The organism is Pseudomonas mandelii (assembly GCF_006438925.1).
In the GTDB taxonomy this organism is placed as follows: domain Bacteria; phylum Pseudomonadota; class Gammaproteobacteria; order Pseudomonadales; family Pseudomonadaceae; genus Aquipseudomonas; species Aquipseudomonas mandelii_C.
Window position 1 is genome coordinate 65,298 of the sequence record NZ_RCZA01000007.1, and the last position, 14,999, is coordinate 80,296.

Genomic DNA, 14,999 nt, shown 5'->3' on the forward strand with positions numbered 1-14,999 from the left:
CGCCCCTCACCCGTTTCAGATCCGGATTTCGCTGGTCGGAACAACGTCGATCCGCGCCACGGGCCCCGTCAAGTGCGCCAGCTCTGCGTTGTGCTCGGTGATGATGTCTTCGGCGGCGAGGTTGCCGTTGTCGACGGTGGAATGCGCATCGGCGGCGAGCACTACGTCATAGCCCAGGTTCAGGGCCTGGCGGACAGTGGCGTTGACGCAATAGTCGGTTTGCAGCCCGCAGATGATTAGGCGGTCAGTGCCCAAATCCTGCAATTGGGCTTGCAAGTGGGTCCGGTAGAACGAGTCTCGATTGGTTTTTCGCACGCGAAGGTCTTGCGGCGAAGTCTTCAGTCTTTCGTCCAGTTGCCAGCCTTCGGAACCGTGTTGCAGCTGGTCGCCCTTTTCTTCGTGCTGGATGAGGATGACCGGGATGCCTGCTTCGCGAGCATTGGCACTGAGGCCGTTGATGTTCTCGATAACGCGCTTGATCTCAAAACATTCGTACTCGCCAGTGCACAGGGCGCGCTGGACGTCGATGATCAGCAGTGCGGTAGCCATGGTCCCTTCCTTGAAAAGTCAGTGGATCAGGGGACGAAAAATAGATCCGTCCCCTTTGAAAAACAACCCTCAATAACCGAGCGACAACCCAGTGTTACGACGTGGATCGTTCGCCCCATAGAAGCGGTTTTTGCCCACCGGTTTGCCTTCCAGCGACGGTGCACCGACCAGAATCGCCGCCACATGGTTGGCGTCCTGTGGCCCGGCAAACTTGTGCCCCCAGCTTTCGAGCATCTTCACCGTATCGGGGCTGGTAGTGAAGGTCTCAAGGTTGGTCTCTTCCGGCAACCACTGCTGGTGGAAACGCGGTGCATCGACCGCTTCCTGGATGTTCATCCCGTAGTCGATCACGTTGAGCATAGTCAACAAGGTTGCGGTGATGATGCGACTGCCGCCGGGGGTGCCGACCACCATTACCACTTTGCCGTCCTTGGTGACGATGGTCGGGCTCATGGACGACAGCGGTGCCTTGCCGGGCGCGATGGCGTTGGCCTCCCCTTGCACCAGGCCGTACATGTTTGGCACGCCGATTTTCGAGGTGAAATCGTCCATTTCGTCGTTGAGGATGACCCCGGTTTTGCTGGCCATGACGCCGGCGCCGAACCAGTCGTTCAAGGTGTAGGTCACCGAGACCGCGTTGCCCCATTTATCGACGATAGAGTAATGGGTGGTGTTACTGCCTTCATGGGGCGCTACGCCGGGTTTGAGCTCGCGGGACACACCGGCCTTTTGCGGGTCGATGGCGGTGCGGATTTTGGTGGCGTAGTTTTTATCCAGCAAATGGGCGATCGGGTTTTTCACAAAGTCCGGGTCGCCCAGGTAACTGTTGCGGTCCACATAAGCGTGGCGCATGGCTTCGATCTGGTAGTGCATGCCCTGGGCCGAGTGGTAGCCAAGGTCTTTCATCGGGTAACCGTCGAGGATGTTCATGATCTCGCAAATCACTACCCCGCCGGAGCTTGGCGGCGGTGCCGAGACCACATGGTAGCCGCGGTAATCGCATTCAATCGGGGCCAGTTCGCGGGTCTTGTATTTGTCGAGGTCGGCCTGGGTGATGATGCCTTTGTTGGCCTGGCTGGCGGTGACGATGGCATCCGCCACCCAGCCTTTATAGAAGCCGTCGGCGCCCTTTTCGGAGATTTCCCGCAGGGTTTTGCCGAGGTCTTTTTGCACCAGTTTCTGACCGACTTGCATCGGCTCGCCGTTGCTCAGGAAGATCGCACCGGAATCCTTGATGTCCTTCTTGAACACGTCAGTGGCGTATTCCAGCAACTCGACATCGCCCTGCTCCAGCACAAAACCGTCTTCGGCGAGCTTGATGGCCGGGGCGATCACTTCCTTGCGCGGTTTGGTGCCGTATTTCTTCAGCGCCAGCTCCATGCCCGACACGGTGCCCGGCACGCCAACGGCCAGATGGCCACGGGTGCTCAGGTCAGGGACGACGTTGCCCTCCTTGTCGAGGTACATGTTGGCGGTGGCGGCCAGCGGTGCTTTTTCACGGAAGTCGAGGAACGTCTTGCGCCCGTCCGCCAACTGAATGGTCATGAAACCGCCGCCGCCCAGGTTGCCCGCTGCGGGATAAACCACCGCCAGCGCATAACCGACCGCTACCGCGGCATCAACGGCGTTGCCGCCGTTCTTGAGCACATCGACACCCACGTGACTGGCCAGATGCTGGGCGGTGACGACCATGCCGTTTTCGGCCGCGACCGGCGCCACGGAGGCCGCGTAAGCACTGAGGCAGCTGAGCGCCAATGAGGTCGCAATCAACGATTTGGCAAAAGGTTCGAACTTCATGAGTCGGTCTCTTTTTGTTTTTAGGCTCTGTACAAAAACAGAGGGAAGGCTTCAAGAGCAGAGGCAAGTATGGCTGGGATTGCGTATTGCGCCTCCCCGTCGAGGCAGTATGCTTGGCCTCTGCTCAGCACTTTTACGGAGTCCACCGGCATGAGTTACACCTTCATCACCCTCGCATCGAAGGTGGGCGAGTTGAAGCTGGTCGCGAACGGCTCACGACTGGCAGCCATCCTCTGGGAAAACGACAAACCCGACCGGGTGCGGCTTGGGCCGATGCGCGAGGCGCCGGATAATCCGATCCTGATGCGCACCGCTCAGCAGCTACGGGAATACTTTGCGGGCACGCGCAATCGTTTCGACCTGGATCTGGAGTTTGCCGGCACGGAATTTCAGAAGAAGGTCTGGGCAGCACTGCTGACCATTCCGTTTGGCGAGACCCGCAGTTATAGCGAGATAGCCCGGCAGATCGGCAATCCCAGTGCAGTGAGGGCGGTGGGTGCGGCGAATGGCAAGAACCCGATTTCGATTGTTGCGCCGTGTCATCGGGTGATCGGCGCTTCGGGGAAACTCACCGGGTTTGCCGGTGGACTTGAGGCGAAGGAGCAGCTGCTGACGCTGGAAGGATGCGAATGGTCAGGGGCCGGCAGGACAGACGATTTGTTCTGATCAGCCGTAACGCGACCTGTAGCAGCTGCCGAGCCTGCGAAGCTGCGTTCGGCTGCGAAGCAGTCGCAAACTCAGGCGCCACGGTTTATCCGGAACAGCGCGGTGAATGGTTTTGCGACTGCTGCGCAGCCGGACGCAGCCTCGCAGGCTCGACAGCTGCTACCTTGATTAGGCTGCGGTGAAGATGTTTTTCATCGCCGCATACTGCAGCAACATGATGGTCTTCGCATCGCAGATTTCCCCGCGATAAAACGCCTCGAGCGCGTCATCGAACTTCCACTCCAGCACTTCCAGTTCCTCGGTCTCCTCCTCCAGTCCGCCGCCATCACTGACCTTGGAAGCGGCATCGTACTCAGCGATGAAGAAGTGCAGCTTCTCAGTCACCGAGCCGGGGCTCATGTAGGCCTCAAACACCTTGTGCACATGGTGCACGCGATAACCGGTTTCTTCCTCGGCTTCTTCGCGGATGCGCTCTTCAGGCGCCGCACCTTCGAGCAGCCCCGCCGCCACTTCGATCAGCAACCCATCGTGGCCGTTGACGAACACCGGCAATCTGAATTGCCGGGTCAGCACCACAGTCTTCTTGTCACGGTTAAACAGCAGGATCGCCGCGCCGTTGCCCCGGTCGTAGACCTCGCGGGTCTGGCGTTGCCATTCGCCGTTGTTGCGCAGGTAATCGAAGGTGATTTTCTTGAGCAGGTACCAGTCGTGGGACAACACCTGAGACTCGATGAGGTTGACCCGCTCGGCTGTGTTCGACATGACAATGCATCCCTTTTTTCGTCAGAAGGCGCACATCTTAGGCGAAAACGAAAGCCTGGCGCTAAGACAGTTGCGCCTTGTATTCCTTCTCATACTGGCCCGCCAGCGTCTCTTTCTGTTTGTCGTCGAGTAGCTTGCCGGCCATCTGGAAGAACTTCTGCTCTTCCTCCTCCAGGTGATGATTGACCTTCTCGGCAAGCTTCTTCGCGACCGCCAGCCAGGCAGGGCTGGACATCTCGGTCTCGTCCAGTTCCTCCATCATTTCATCCATCTCGTGATGTTCTGAAATGGCATGACGGCTGAGGTCGACGCCGTTATCGAACTCCATCAGCGGGATGTAGAAATGCCGCTCTTCAGCGGTTTCGTGGGCCTGGAGTTCGGACTTGAGTTGCTTGTAAGCCTCGACTCGCTCGGGGGTGTCGCCGCTGGTCTGGATCAGTGCCTCGGCGTAGGTACGTTGGCGGTCGTGGCTTTCGCGCAAGGCTTCGAAAATATTCACGGAGGGTCCTCATAGGCCGCGTTCTGGAATGACGCTGTTTAGGCTAGACATCTGCGCGCGAACGACGGTTCCACCTGAGGGCTGGAACAATGACCAGGTGCCGCGATAGGCTTGGAACTGTTTTTCACCCTGGCCATAAGGAAATAGCTGATGACCCTGCGAATCGAACGGTCGCAAAACCCCACGGATGAAGAGCGCCAGGCGATCCTGCTGCCGTTGCGCGCCTATAACGCCGCAAAAGCCGGTGTCTCGACTCAGGAGCCCGTTGCCTTGCTGGTGCGTGACGAAAGCGGCGAGATTCTCGGTGGGCTTCACGGTCGAGTGTTTTACCAATGGATGTACATCGACCTGCTGTCGGTACCGGAGCAAGCCCGGGGACAGGGAATGGGCACGAAGCTGATGCAGATGGCTGAAGACCTGGCACGGGAAAAGGAATGCATCGGAATCTGGCTCGACACCTTCGACTTCCAGGCGCCGGAGTTCTACAGGAAGCTCGGCTACAGCGAGTTAGGCCAGATCGCTGACTACCCGCCGGGCCACACGCGCTTCTTTTTCCAGAAGCGCCTGATAAATATTTAATCCCTGGCGCCGCCAAAAGATCGCAGCCTTCGGCAGCTCCTACAGGGAGTACACCTGCCCAGTGTAGGAGCTGCCGCAGGCTGCGATCTTTTGATCCCTGCTTACAAGCAGGTCGCCAACGCCGCCAGTCGGCGCTTGGCGACAAAGTCGTCATGCTGCGCGTAGTAATTCAGCACGGTGGCGGAAGCGTCAGTCTTCACGTCCACAAAAGACTCCGCCGAGCGCGTGTAAACGGTGGTGCCGCCCTTCTCGCCAGGTTGCAAATACGCACCAGCATCGACACCGAACACCGCCTCGTCCTGCCAGGAAAACTGCACACACTGGGCGACGACTTTTTCCGGCTTATCCGACGTCAGGGTTTTGTACGGGGTTCCAGTGCGGGCGTCGTTCATCGCCGAGCCGGCGCATCCCGCCAGCAACGTTACGGCCAGCGCCACCATCAGAATTCGCATTGCGTTCGCTCATCAAGAAAAAGCGGACTGTATCACCGCGGCACGGCGTATCGTTCTGCTTTACTTCATTTATACCGCGACACCGAGTGACGATTCGCGCACCCTGTCGCGCCATTAACACCGCATCGCCCGTTTTCCGGGCTCATTTTCTGGAAAGGTCATGACACCCAACGCCGAATATTACAAACCGACCGCTGAATACGCCGACAAGCTGATCAGCCAGATCGGTCAGACGCCGTCCTGGATTGCCAAGCGAATTGGTGTCACCGACAAGCGGATTCGTTACATCCTCGACGGCGAAAGAACCGTCAAAGGTGAAACCACGCCGATTCAAATGACGTATCCCGAGCAGTTTGCCCTCGAGTGCCTGGCAGCAGCAGCCAAGGCCAGCAAGAAGCAGTCTTCGTAATCCAGCCTCAAGGAGCGACCATGGCGGCAACCGAACAGCAACACGAGCAAGCGCTGAAGAAGTTTCTCGATGAGCGCCCTGAGCTGCGCGTAGAACTCGACAACCTCAACCCGTTGTTGGCTCAGGCCAAGGGCGAAACCGCGGCGCAGTACCGCGACGAGCGCTTGCATGAAGCTTTCGAAGCCGAGGCCGAACGCCTGGGATTGTTTGCCTGGGAGCTGACGCTGCAACTGACTGCGGCGACGTCCGAGGACTATCAGGCGCAGCGCATGGAAGTGCACAAGGAAGTGGCCGAGATGGCAGGCATGGACTGGCTGGAGTACTGCGAGTTATACGGATTGAGTAAGTGACCATTTCGGTCGCTGCCTGAGGACGACCTTCGCTGATGTTGCCATCCCTCTCAACTGACCGCGCCAGTCCTGGCCACCTGCATACCCGCAAATGGCGCGGACGCATCGGCATGTCGCTGGTGGCCAGCCTCTCCGTGCTCGCCGGCATGACCGACGCCATCGGTTTCATGGCCAGCGGCGATTTCGTCTCGTTCATGAGCGGCAACACCACCCGCCTCGCCGTCGCCATCAGCGACGGCGACCTGGGCCTGACCATGCGCCTGGTGATCCTCGTCGGCACCTTCATCGTCGGCAACGCCTTGGGGATTGTCGTCAGCCGCCTCGGCGGCCGTCGGGCGCTGCCCTTGCTGCTGTGCATCGCCACGCTGCTCTGCGGCGCCGCTGCCTGGCCCTACGACGAACAATTGCCAGCGCTGCTGGCGGCGATCATCGCCATGGGCATGCTCAATGCCGCCGTGGAAGAAGTGAACGGCCTGCCGGTCGGCCTGACCTACGTCACCGGCGCCCTTTCGCGCTTCGGCCGTGGGCTGGGACGCTGGATACTCGGCGAACGTCGCAATGGCTGGCGTGTTCAGTTGATCCCCTGGACCGGGATGTTTGCCGGCGCAATACTCGGCGCCGTGCTGGAACATCACTTGGGGCTCAGTGCCCTGTTTGTCAGCGGTCTGCTGGCCGGCTTGGTCGGGCTGCTGTCGTTGAAAATCCCGCAGCGCTGGCAGTTGGGGTATATGCCGCGCTGAGCGGCGCCTGCCAGTCCGCCATCGCGAGCAAGCTCGCTCCCACAGGGGTTTTGTGGTGGATTCCGATTTTGTGTACGACACAAATCCCTTGTGGGAGCGAGCTTGCTCGCGATGGGGCCAGCACAGACAACATCGATTTAGCCGCCCCGGCCATAAAGCATTATCATGGCCGCAGTTTTACTGATCGAGTCCGTCATGAAGTTCGCCATCGCGCTGTTTTCCGCCGCCCATGCGCCCTCCTCGCGCCGCGCCTTGCTGTTCGCCCAGGCTGCGCTGGCCGGTGGGCATGAGATTGTCCGGCTGTTTTTCTATCAGGACGGCGTCTACAACGCCTCCGGCAGCGTGGTCACGCCGCAGGATGAGCAGGATTTTCCCAAGCAATGGCGCAACTTCGTCACCGAGCATCAACTGGATGGTGTCGTGTGTATCGCGGCCGCCCTGCGTCGTGGCGTGTTGAACGAAGAAGAAGCCGGGCGCTATCAGCGTGAAGCCGTTGCGGTGGGCGCGCCGTGGGAACTGTCTGGTCTGGGCCAGTTGCATGACGCGGTGCAGGACGCCGACCGCCTGATTTGTTTCGGAGGCGCGTGAGATGGCTAAATCCTTGCTGATTATCAGCCGTCAGGCGCCCTGGTCCGGACCGAGTGCGCGGGAAGCGCTGGATATCGTGCTGGCCGGCGGTGCCTTTGATCTGCCGATCGGCCTGCTGTTTCTCGATGACGGGGTGTTCCAGCTCGCCGCGAAACAGGATGCCAAGGCCCTTCAGCAGAAGGACCTGAGCGCCAACCTGCAAGCCTTGCCGATGTTCGGTGTCGACGAGCTGTTTGTCTGTGGCGACAGCGTTGCGGAACGGGGTCTGAACCCGGCTGGCTTGTCGCTGGAAGAAGCGCAGGTGCTGGCCGCCCACGAAATCACCGCACTTATTGACCGTTACGACCAGGTGATCACCCTCTGATGTCGACTTTGCATGTGTTGTCTCATTCCCCGTTCGGCGACGATCGCCTGACCAGTTGCCTGCGCTTGATGGGCGCTGACGATGCGCTTCTGCTGACTGGCGACGCGGTTTATGCGTTGCAACCAGGCACCGCGCCATTCAATGCGCTGAACGCCCGCACTCTGAAACTGTTCGTACTGGCCGAAGACGTCCAGGCTCGCGCGCTGGAGATTCCTGACACGGCCAAGGCCATCGATTACCCGGCCTTCGTCGAGCTGTCGATTCACTACGACAAGGTCAACAGTTGGCTATGAAATCCCTGACGGTCGGCGCACGCGCCATCGAGTTGGACAAGGACGGTTTCCTGGTAGAACTGAGCGACTGGTCCTCCGAGGTGGCCAGCGCCCTGGCGGCCGCCGAAGACATCGAGTTGAGCCCCGAACACTGGGAAATCCTCGAACTGCTGCGCAGCTTCTACGCCGAATTCCAGCTGTCGCCGGCCACCCGTCCGCTGATCAAGTACACCGCAACGAAGCTGGGCCCGGAAAAGGGCAACAGCCTGCACCTGAACCGACTGTTCAAAGGCACCCCTGCCAAACTCGCCGCGAAACTGGCGGGCCTGCCCAAACCGACGAATTGCTTATGACCGACTACCCTGCGCTGACCCTCGAAACACCCCCCGAACACCCGTTCGCCCAGTTCGTGCGCATTCTCGGCAAGGGCAAACGCGGCGCCCGTGACTTGACCCGGGTCGAAGCCCGCGAAGCCATGGGCATGGTGCTCGACCACAAGGTCGAAGACACCCAGCTCGGCGCATTCCTGATGCTGTTGCGGCACAAGGAAGAAAGCGCTGAGGAGATGGCGGGTTTTACCGAAGCGTTGCGCGAACGTTTACAGGCACCGACGTTGAATGTGGATCTGGACTGGCCAACCTACGCCGGCAAGAAGCGTCATCTTCCGTGGTATCTGCTGGCGGCCAAATGCCTGGCGCAAAATGGTCTGCGCATTTTCATGCATGGTGGCGGCGCACACACGGCGGGTCGGCTCTATAGCGAGCAACTGTTGGATGAGTTGAAGATCCCGTTGTGCCGCGACTGGCAGCAGGTCGGCGACGCACTGGATAACGGCGGTCTGGCCTTCATGCCGCTGGTGGATTGGGCACCGCAGCTGCAACGAATGATCGACCTGCGTAATACATTGGGTCTGCGTTCGCCGATCCACTCCCTGGCGCGAATTCTCAATCCGTTGGGTGCTCGCTGTGGCCTGCAAAGCATTTTCCACCCCGGTTACCAGGCTGTGCATCGCGATGCCAGCGGCTTGCTCGGCGATACCGCGATCGTGGTGAAAGGCGACGGCGGCGAAATCGAGATCAACCCGGACGCCGACAGTCACTTGTACGGCACCACTGGCGGCGAAAGCTGGGACGAGGAATGGCCACAGTTGTCGGCACAACGCCACGTCAAACCAGCCACCCTCGATCCCGAGCATTTGAAAGCCGTGTGGCGTGGCGACGTAGTCGACAGCTATCCGCAAATGGCGTTGATCTCGACCATAGCCCTGGCCTTGCGCGGCCTCGGCCAAACCCGCGAACACGCCTTCGAAACCGCCCAGCAATATTGGGACGCTCGGGACAAATCGATTTAACCGATCATAAGCGCCCAACCTTTGCGCTTTTTTATCGAACCTATGCGAATAGACTCCTCTCCAACGCTTATTGGTTGAGGAGTCTTGAACATGGGTTTGTTAGTTGAAGGTCGCTGGCATGACCAGTGGTACGAAAGCGGCAAGGACGGTACGTTCCAGCGTGAACAAGCGCAGCGTCGTAACTGGCTGACCGCCGACGGCAAGCCCGGCCCGACCGGTGTCGGTGGCTTTGCGGCCGACACCGGCCGTTATCACCTCTACGTGTCCCTCGCCTGTCCATGGGCTCACCGCACACTGATCCTGCGCAAACTCAAAGGCCTCGAAAGCCTCATCGACGTCTCGGTGGTCAGTTGGCTGATGCTGGAAAACGGCTGGACCTTCGACAAGAACCTCGGATCGACCGGCGACAAACTCGATCACTTCAATTTCATGCACCAGCGCTACACCGCCGATACCGCCGACTACACCGGCCGCGTCACGGTGCCGGTGCTCTGGGACAAACAGCAGAATCGCATCGTCAACAATGAATCGGCGGAGATCATCCGCATGTTCAATGGCGCCTTCGATGATTTGACCGGTAATGACCTGGATTTCTACCCGGCGCCGTTGCGGGGCGAGATCGACGCGCTGAACGAGCGGATTTATCCGGCGGTGAACAATGGCGTATATCGCGCAGGGTTTGCCACGTCGCAGCAGGCGTATGAAGAGGCGTTCGATGATGTGTTTGCCGAACTGGATCGGCTGGAGTTGCTGTTAGGCGAGAACCGTTACCTGGTCGGGGAATATCTGACGGAAGCGGATATTCGGCTGTTCACCACGTTGATTCGCTTTGACGCGGTGTATTACGGGCACTTCAAGTGCAACCTGCGGCGGATTGCCGATTATGCGAATCTGTCGAATTGGCTGCGGGAGATTTATCAGTGGCCGGGGATTGCCGAGACGGTGGATTTTGAGCACATCAAGAATCACTACTACGGCAGCCACAAGACCATCAATCCGACCGGGATCGTGCCTAAAGGGCCGACGCAGGACTTCACCGCGCCCCATGATCGGGAGCGGTTGAGCGGGAAAGGGGTTTGGCGCAGGGCCTGAGGTTTTGGGCTGGATTTTAAGGCCCCATCGCGAGCAGGCTCGCTCCCACAGGGGATTTGTGAACGACACAGATCCAGTGTGCGAGCGAGCCTGCTCGCGAAGGGGGCGACGCGGTCTCTAGACTTGCGCCTGAGCGCCCTCGAACCACGCCAGTTTCTCGCGTAATTGCACCACTTCCCCAACGATCACCAGCGTCGGCGCATGCACTTCATGCTCCGCCACCAGACTTGGCAAATCGGCCAAGGTGCCGGTAAACACCCGCTGATTGACCGTGGTGCCCTGCTGGATCAACGCCGCTGGGGTATCCGCCGCGCGACCATGCTTGATCAACTGCTCGCAGATGATCGGCAAACCCACCAACCCCATGTAAAACACCAGGGTTTGCGCCGGCGCGACCAGGTCGGCCCACGGCAAATCGGTGGAACCGTCCTTCAGGTGCCCGGTGACAAAACGCACAGACTGCGCGTAATCGCGGTGAGTCAGCGGAATCCCGGCATACGCCGCGCAACCGCTGGCCGCGGTGATACCCGGCACCACCTGGAACGGGATGCCATGGGCCGCAAGTTCTTCGATCTCTTCGCCGCCGCGACCGAAGATGAACGGATCACCGCCCTTCAACCGTACGACCCGCTTGCCTTGCTTGGCCAAATCCACCAATTGCTGGTTGATCTGATCCTGAGGCACTGCGTGATCGGCGCGACGCTTGCCGACGTAAACCCGCTCGGCATCGCGACGGCACAAATCCAGAATCGCCGGCGCCACCAAGCGGTCATACAGCACCACATCGGCTTGCTGCATCAGACGCAAGGCACGGAAGGTCAGCAGGTCGGGATCACCCGGGCCGGCGCCCACCAAATAGACTTCGCCCGTTGCAGTCGGTGCTTCACCGGCAATTTTCGCCAGCATCAAGCGCTCGGCTTCGGCGCCCTGCCCGGCCAGTTGCCGGTCGGCAATCGGGCCCTGGAACACGTCTTCCCAGAACGCCCGACGCTGCTGCACATCCGGGAACAGGTGTTTGACCTGACTGCGAAAACGCGCGGCCAGGCCGGCCAGTTGACCGTAGGTGGAAGGAATCCAGGTTTCCAGTTTGGCGCGGATCAACCGCGCCAGCACCGGCGCGTCGCCGCCGCTGGAGACCGCTACGATCAAAGGAGAACGGTCGACGATCGCCGGGAAGATCACGCTGCACAACGCTGGTGCGTCCACCACGTTGACCGGCACACAACGCCGATGGGCATCGGCTGAGACTTGCGCGTTCAGCGGTTCGTCGTCGGTGGCGGCGATGATCAGCCCGCAACCGTCCAGGTCCGACTCAACGTAGCCTCGCACCAGACACTCGCCACCACTGCCGGCAACCAGTTCGCGCAGTTGCGGTTCGATTTCAGGTGCGACCACCCGCAGCAGCGCACCGGCTTCGGCCAGCAGGCGGGATTTGCGCAAGGCAATCTCCCCGCCGCCGACGACCAAGACACGACTGCCGCGTAGGTTATGGAACAGCGGCAGATAGTCCATTTAGCCGATGACCTCAAGGCCACCCATGTACGGTTTCAGCACGTCCGGCACACGGATCGAACCGTCGGCTTGCTGGTAGTTTTCCAGCACCGCCACCAGGGTACGACCGACCGCCAGGCCGGAACCGTTCAGGGTGTGAACCAGTTCAGGCTTGCCGGTTTCCGGGTTGCGGAAACGCGCTTGCATACGGCGGGCCTGGAAATCACCGCAATTGGAGCACGACGAAATCTCGCGGTATTTGTCCTGGCTCGGGATCCACACTTCCAGGTCGTAGGTCTTGACCGCGCTGAAGCCCATGTCGCCGGTGCACAGCGCAATAGTGCGATAAGGCAGCTCGAGCAATTGCAGGACTTTTTCGGCGTTGGCAGTCAGGCCTTCCAGCGCTTCCATCGAGGTCGACGGCTCAACGATCTGGACCATTTCAACCTTGTCGAACTGGTGCTGACGGATCATGCCGCGCGTATCGCGACCCGACGCACCGGCTTCACTGCGGAAGCATGGGGTGTGGGCGACGAATTTGATCGGCAGCAGTTTCGAATCGACGATTTCGCCAGCGACGATGTTGGTCAGCGACACTTCGGCGGTCGGGATCAGGTACAGATCGGCTTCGCCTTCGCGAGTGATCTTGAACAGGTCTTCTTCGAACTTCGGCAGCTGACCCGTGCCTTGCAACGCCGGCGCTTGAACCAGATAAGGCGTGTAGGCCTCTTCATAACCGTGTTCGCTGGTGTGCAGGTTGATCATGAACTGCGCCAGGGCGCGGTGCATCCGAGCAATCGGGCCACGCAACAGGGCGAAACGGGCGCCCGACAGCTTGGCGGCGGTTTCGAAGTCCAGCCAGCCGAATTTTTCGCCCAGGGCGACGTGGTCCTGAACCGGGAAATCGAACGCGGTCGGGGTGCCCCAGCGGCGCACTTCGACGTTGCCGTCTTCGTCATCACCGATCGGCACGGATTCGTGCGGCAGGTTCGGGATGCCGAGCAGGATCGAATCCAGATCGGTCTGGATCGCGTCCAGCTCGACTTTACCGGCGCTCAATTCGTTCGCCATGCGCTCGACGTCGGCCATCAGCGGCGCGATGTCTTCGCCGCGCTGCTTGGCCTGGCCGATGGATTTGGAGCGCGCATTACGGTCAGCCTGCAGTGCTTCGGTGCGGGTCTGGACGGTCTTGCGCTGTTCTTCCAGCGCTTCGATGCGCGCAACATCCAGCGTGTAGCCACGGGATGCCAGGCGGTCCGCTACGTCCTGAAGGTTGCTACGTAACAGTTTGGAATCGAGCATGTCGGTCTCTCGTTATCAAAGTTTGGTCAAGGACAGGCCAGCCCAGGTGGCGAGCAGCCCGCCGAATACGCTGATGGCAGCATAGCCCAGGGCCAGCAGCACCTGCCCGCTTTCAAGCAGGCGCACCGTATCCAGTGAAAAAGATGAAAAAGTCGTCAGCCCCCCGAGGAAGCCGACCATCAACCCGGCGCGCACCTCGATCGGCACCTCCGGGCGTATTAAAAACAGACCGTATAGAACGCCGATCAGCAAACAGCCGACGATATTAACGGCCAGCGTCGCGGTATAGAAGTGCCGCGGCCAATTAGCGTTGACCCAATTACTGGTGGCAAAGCGCAAAAGCGTGCCGGCGATCCCGCCGACGGAAACCGCAACGATTAATGGAAGCACTATTTTCTCCGCTGCCGGGGGCTGAGACGGTCAAGTTGCGCGAGGTGATTGAGCTTCTCGCCGATCTTCAGCTCCAGGCCACGCGGCACTGGCTGATAAAACGGTTGTGGCTCGAGCTCCTCCGGGAAATAGTCTTCGCCAGCGGCGTAAGCGTCCGGCTCATCGTGGGCGTAACGGTATTCGTCGCCATAACCCAGTTGCTTCATCAGCTTGGTCGGCGCGTTGCGCAGGTGCAGCGGTACTTCCAGCGAACCGTGTTCGGTGGCGCTGCGCATCGCGGCTTTGAAACCCATGTACACCGCATTGCTTTTCGGCGCGCAAGCCAGATAAGTAATGGCCTGGGCCACCGCCAATTCGCCTTCCGGGCTGCCGAGGCGTTCCTGCACTTCCCACGCCGCCAGGCACAGGCTCAGGGCGCGGGGGTCGGCGTTACCGATGTCTTCGCTGGCCATGCGCACCACGCGCCGGGCCAGGTACAGCGGATCGCAACCGCCGTCGATCATTCGGGCGAACCAGTACAGTGCACCGTCGGGATTGGAGCCGCGCACCGACTTATGCAGCGCGGAAATCTGGTCGTAAAACGCTTCGCCGCCCTTGTCGAAACGCCGACGGGTATCACCGAGCAGGCTTTGCAGCAGGTCGACGCCGATCTCGCTGTTGTCTTCAGCCAGGTCCGAGGCGTTTTCCAGCAGGTTGAGCAGACGCCGGCCATCGCCATCGGCGGCCGACAGCAGCATCTGGAAACCTTCATCGCTTAGGGTCAGTTGCCGCTTGCCCAAGCCACGCTCTTCAGTCAGCGCGCGATGCACCAGCTTGCGCAGGGCCGCTTCGTCGAGGCTTTTGAGCACGTAGACGCGGGCCCGGGAGAGCAACGCGTTGTTGAGTTCGAATGAGGGATTTTCGGTGGTGGCGCCGATAAAAATCAGCGTGCCGTCTTCGACGTACGGCAGGAACGCATCCTGCTGGGACTTGTTGAAGCGATGCACTTCGTCGACGAACAGGATGGTCCGCCGGCCGTACTGCCCGGCCTGCTGCTTGGCGATTTCCACCGCCTGACGGATTTCCTTCACGCCGGCCAGTACCGCCGAAACCGTTTCGAAGTGCGCATCCGAGACCTCCGCCAGCAGCCGCGCCAGGGTGGTCTTGCCCACACCCGGCGGGCCCCAGAAAATCATCGAGTGCAAGGCACCCTGCTCCAGCGCTTCGCGCAAAGGCTTGCCGCGAGCGAGCAGATGTTCCTGACCGACGTACTCGTCCAGATTGGCCGCGCGCAAACGGGCGGCCAAGGGCTGAGCAATCGGGGCACTGCGAAACAGGTCCATCACTACTTATGAAACCTCACTGAC

The 14,999-nt window shown here is 60.3% G+C and carries 20 protein-coding genes; 11 read left to right on the forward strand and 9 right to left on the reverse strand.

Annotated features, from left to right (window positions below; genetic code table 11):
- Nucleotides 1–15 precede the first annotated feature (15 nt).
- Together EAH74_RS17165 and ggt are read right to left on the reverse strand one after the other, a co-directional pair.
- Nucleotides 16–549 (reverse strand): cysteine hydrolase family protein, encoded by a 534-nt coding sequence (locus EAH74_RS17165; protein ID WP_140679991.1) that lies wholly within the window; start codon nt 547–549, stop codon nt 16–18.
- A gap of 69 nt (nt 550–618) precedes the next feature.
- On the reverse strand, nt 619–2,346 hold the full coding sequence (gene ggt, locus EAH74_RS17170; protein ID WP_140679993.1) for a gamma-glutamyltransferase: 1,728 nt from the start codon (nt 2,344–2,346) through the stop codon (nt 619–621).
- 150 nt (nt 2,347–2,496) lie between these two features.
- Here ggt and EAH74_RS17175 point away from each other — a divergent pair, with 150 nt between their 5' ends.
- Entirely contained in the window at nt 2,497–3,012 is a 516-nt protein-coding gene (locus EAH74_RS17175) for a methylated-DNA--[protein]-cysteine S-methyltransferase (RefSeq protein WP_140679995.1), read from the forward strand.
- 168 nt (nt 3,013–3,180) lie between these two features.
- Here EAH74_RS17175 and EAH74_RS17180 read toward each other — a convergent pair whose 3' ends face one another.
- Both EAH74_RS17180 and EAH74_RS17185 read right to left on the reverse strand, forming a co-directional pair.
- The gene (locus EAH74_RS17180; protein WP_140679997.1) at nt 3,181–3,774 is read right to left on the reverse strand and encodes an NUDIX domain-containing protein; all 594 of its coding nucleotides are present in this window, start codon (nt 3,772–3,774) and stop codon (nt 3,181–3,183) included.
- A 61-nt stretch (nt 3,775–3,835) separates the two neighbouring features.
- Nucleotides 3,836–4,273: a hemerythrin domain-containing protein gene (locus EAH74_RS17185; RefSeq protein ID WP_140679999.1), complete on the reverse strand. Its 438-nt coding sequence runs from the start codon at nt 4,271–4,273 to the stop codon at nt 3,836–3,838.
- 150 nt (nt 4,274–4,423) lie between these two features.
- Between EAH74_RS17185 and EAH74_RS17190 the strand changes: the two genes are divergently transcribed.
- A complete protein-coding gene (locus EAH74_RS17190; protein ID WP_140680001.1) occupies nt 4,424–4,852 on the forward strand; it encodes a GNAT family N-acetyltransferase in 429 nt (142 codons plus the stop codon).
- Between the two features lie 101 nt (nt 4,853–4,953).
- Here the strand turns inward: EAH74_RS17190 and EAH74_RS17195 are convergent, their stop codons facing one another.
- Nucleotides 4,954–5,304 (reverse strand): hypothetical protein, encoded by a 351-nt coding sequence (locus EAH74_RS17195; RefSeq protein ID WP_008154821.1) that lies wholly within the window; start codon nt 5,302–5,304, stop codon nt 4,954–4,956.
- A 160-nt stretch (nt 5,305–5,464) separates the two neighbouring features.
- Between EAH74_RS17195 and EAH74_RS17205 the strand changes: the two genes are divergently transcribed.
- From EAH74_RS17205 to EAH74_RS17250, 9 genes are all read left to right on the forward strand, one after another.
- Nucleotides 5,465–5,713 carry a hypothetical protein gene (locus EAH74_RS17205; RefSeq protein ID WP_008154823.1) on the forward strand — a complete coding sequence of 83 codons (249 nt, stop codon included), beginning with the start codon at nt 5,465–5,467 and terminating at the stop codon, nt 5,711–5,713.
- A gap of 20 nt (nt 5,714–5,733) precedes the next feature.
- A complete protein-coding gene (locus tag EAH74_RS17210; RefSeq protein ID WP_140680003.1) occupies nt 5,734–6,063 on the forward strand; it encodes a DUF6388 family protein in 330 nt (109 codons plus the stop codon).
- Nucleotides 6,064–6,098: 35 nt separating this feature from the next.
- Nucleotides 6,099–6,803, forward strand: a complete 705-nt coding sequence (locus EAH74_RS17215; RefSeq protein WP_140680004.1) for a YoaK family protein — start codon at nt 6,099–6,101, stop codon at nt 6,801–6,803.
- Nucleotides 6,804–6,998: 195 nt separating this feature from the next.
- Entirely contained in the window at nt 6,999–7,391 is a 393-nt protein-coding gene (gene tusD, locus EAH74_RS17225) for a sulfurtransferase complex subunit TusD (protein ID WP_140680008.1), read from the forward strand.
- Nucleotide 7,392: 1 nt separating this feature from the next.
- Nucleotides 7,393–7,755 (forward strand): sulfurtransferase complex subunit TusC, encoded by a 363-nt coding sequence (tusC, locus tag EAH74_RS17230; RefSeq protein ID WP_111448948.1) that lies wholly within the window; start codon nt 7,393–7,395, stop codon nt 7,753–7,755.
- Nucleotides 7,755–8,048 carry a sulfurtransferase complex subunit TusB gene (tusB, locus tag EAH74_RS17235; RefSeq protein ID WP_123366318.1) on the forward strand — a complete coding sequence of 98 codons (294 nt, stop codon included), beginning with the start codon at nt 7,755–7,757 and terminating at the stop codon, nt 8,046–8,048. Before tusC ends, tusB begins: the two co-directional genes overlap by 1 nt.
- The gene (locus tag EAH74_RS17240) at nt 8,045–8,380 is read left to right on the forward strand and encodes a TusE/DsrC/DsvC family sulfur relay protein (protein ID WP_140680010.1); all 336 of its coding nucleotides are present in this window, start codon (nt 8,045–8,047) and stop codon (nt 8,378–8,380) included. Before tusB ends, EAH74_RS17240 begins: the two co-directional genes overlap by 4 nt.
- Nucleotides 8,377–9,378 carry a glycosyl transferase family protein gene (locus tag EAH74_RS17245; protein ID WP_140680011.1) on the forward strand — a complete coding sequence of 334 codons (1,002 nt, stop codon included), beginning with the start codon at nt 8,377–8,379 and terminating at the stop codon, nt 9,376–9,378. Before EAH74_RS17240 ends, EAH74_RS17245 begins: the two co-directional genes overlap by 4 nt.
- Nucleotides 9,379–9,468: 90 nt before the next feature.
- Nucleotides 9,469–10,470, forward strand: coding sequence for a glutathione S-transferase family protein (locus tag EAH74_RS17250; protein ID WP_140680013.1), 1,002 nt, complete (start codon nt 9,469–9,471; stop codon nt 10,468–10,470).
- Between the two features lie 117 nt (nt 10,471–10,587).
- Here the strand turns inward: EAH74_RS17250 and cysG are convergent, their stop codons facing one another.
- From cysG to EAH74_RS17270, 4 genes are read right to left on the reverse strand one after another with little or no spacing between them, the layout of a single operon-like run.
- The gene (cysG, locus tag EAH74_RS17255) at nt 10,588–11,982 is read right to left on the reverse strand and encodes a siroheme synthase CysG (RefSeq protein ID WP_140680015.1); all 1,395 of its coding nucleotides are present in this window, start codon (nt 11,980–11,982) and stop codon (nt 10,588–10,590) included.
- Nucleotides 11,983–13,263, reverse strand: a complete 1,281-nt coding sequence (serS, locus tag EAH74_RS17260) for a serine--tRNA ligase (protein ID WP_140680017.1) — start codon at nt 13,261–13,263, stop codon at nt 11,983–11,985.
- A gap of 15 nt (nt 13,264–13,278) precedes the next feature.
- Nucleotides 13,279–13,653, reverse strand: a complete 375-nt coding sequence (crcB, locus tag EAH74_RS17265; protein WP_140680019.1) for a fluoride efflux transporter CrcB — start codon at nt 13,651–13,653, stop codon at nt 13,279–13,281.
- Entirely contained in the window at nt 13,653–14,975 is a 1,323-nt protein-coding gene (locus tag EAH74_RS17270) for a replication-associated recombination protein A (RefSeq protein WP_111448954.1), read from the reverse strand. Before EAH74_RS17270 ends, crcB begins: the two co-directional genes overlap by 1 nt.
- Nucleotides 14,976–14,999: the final 24 nt, after the last annotated feature.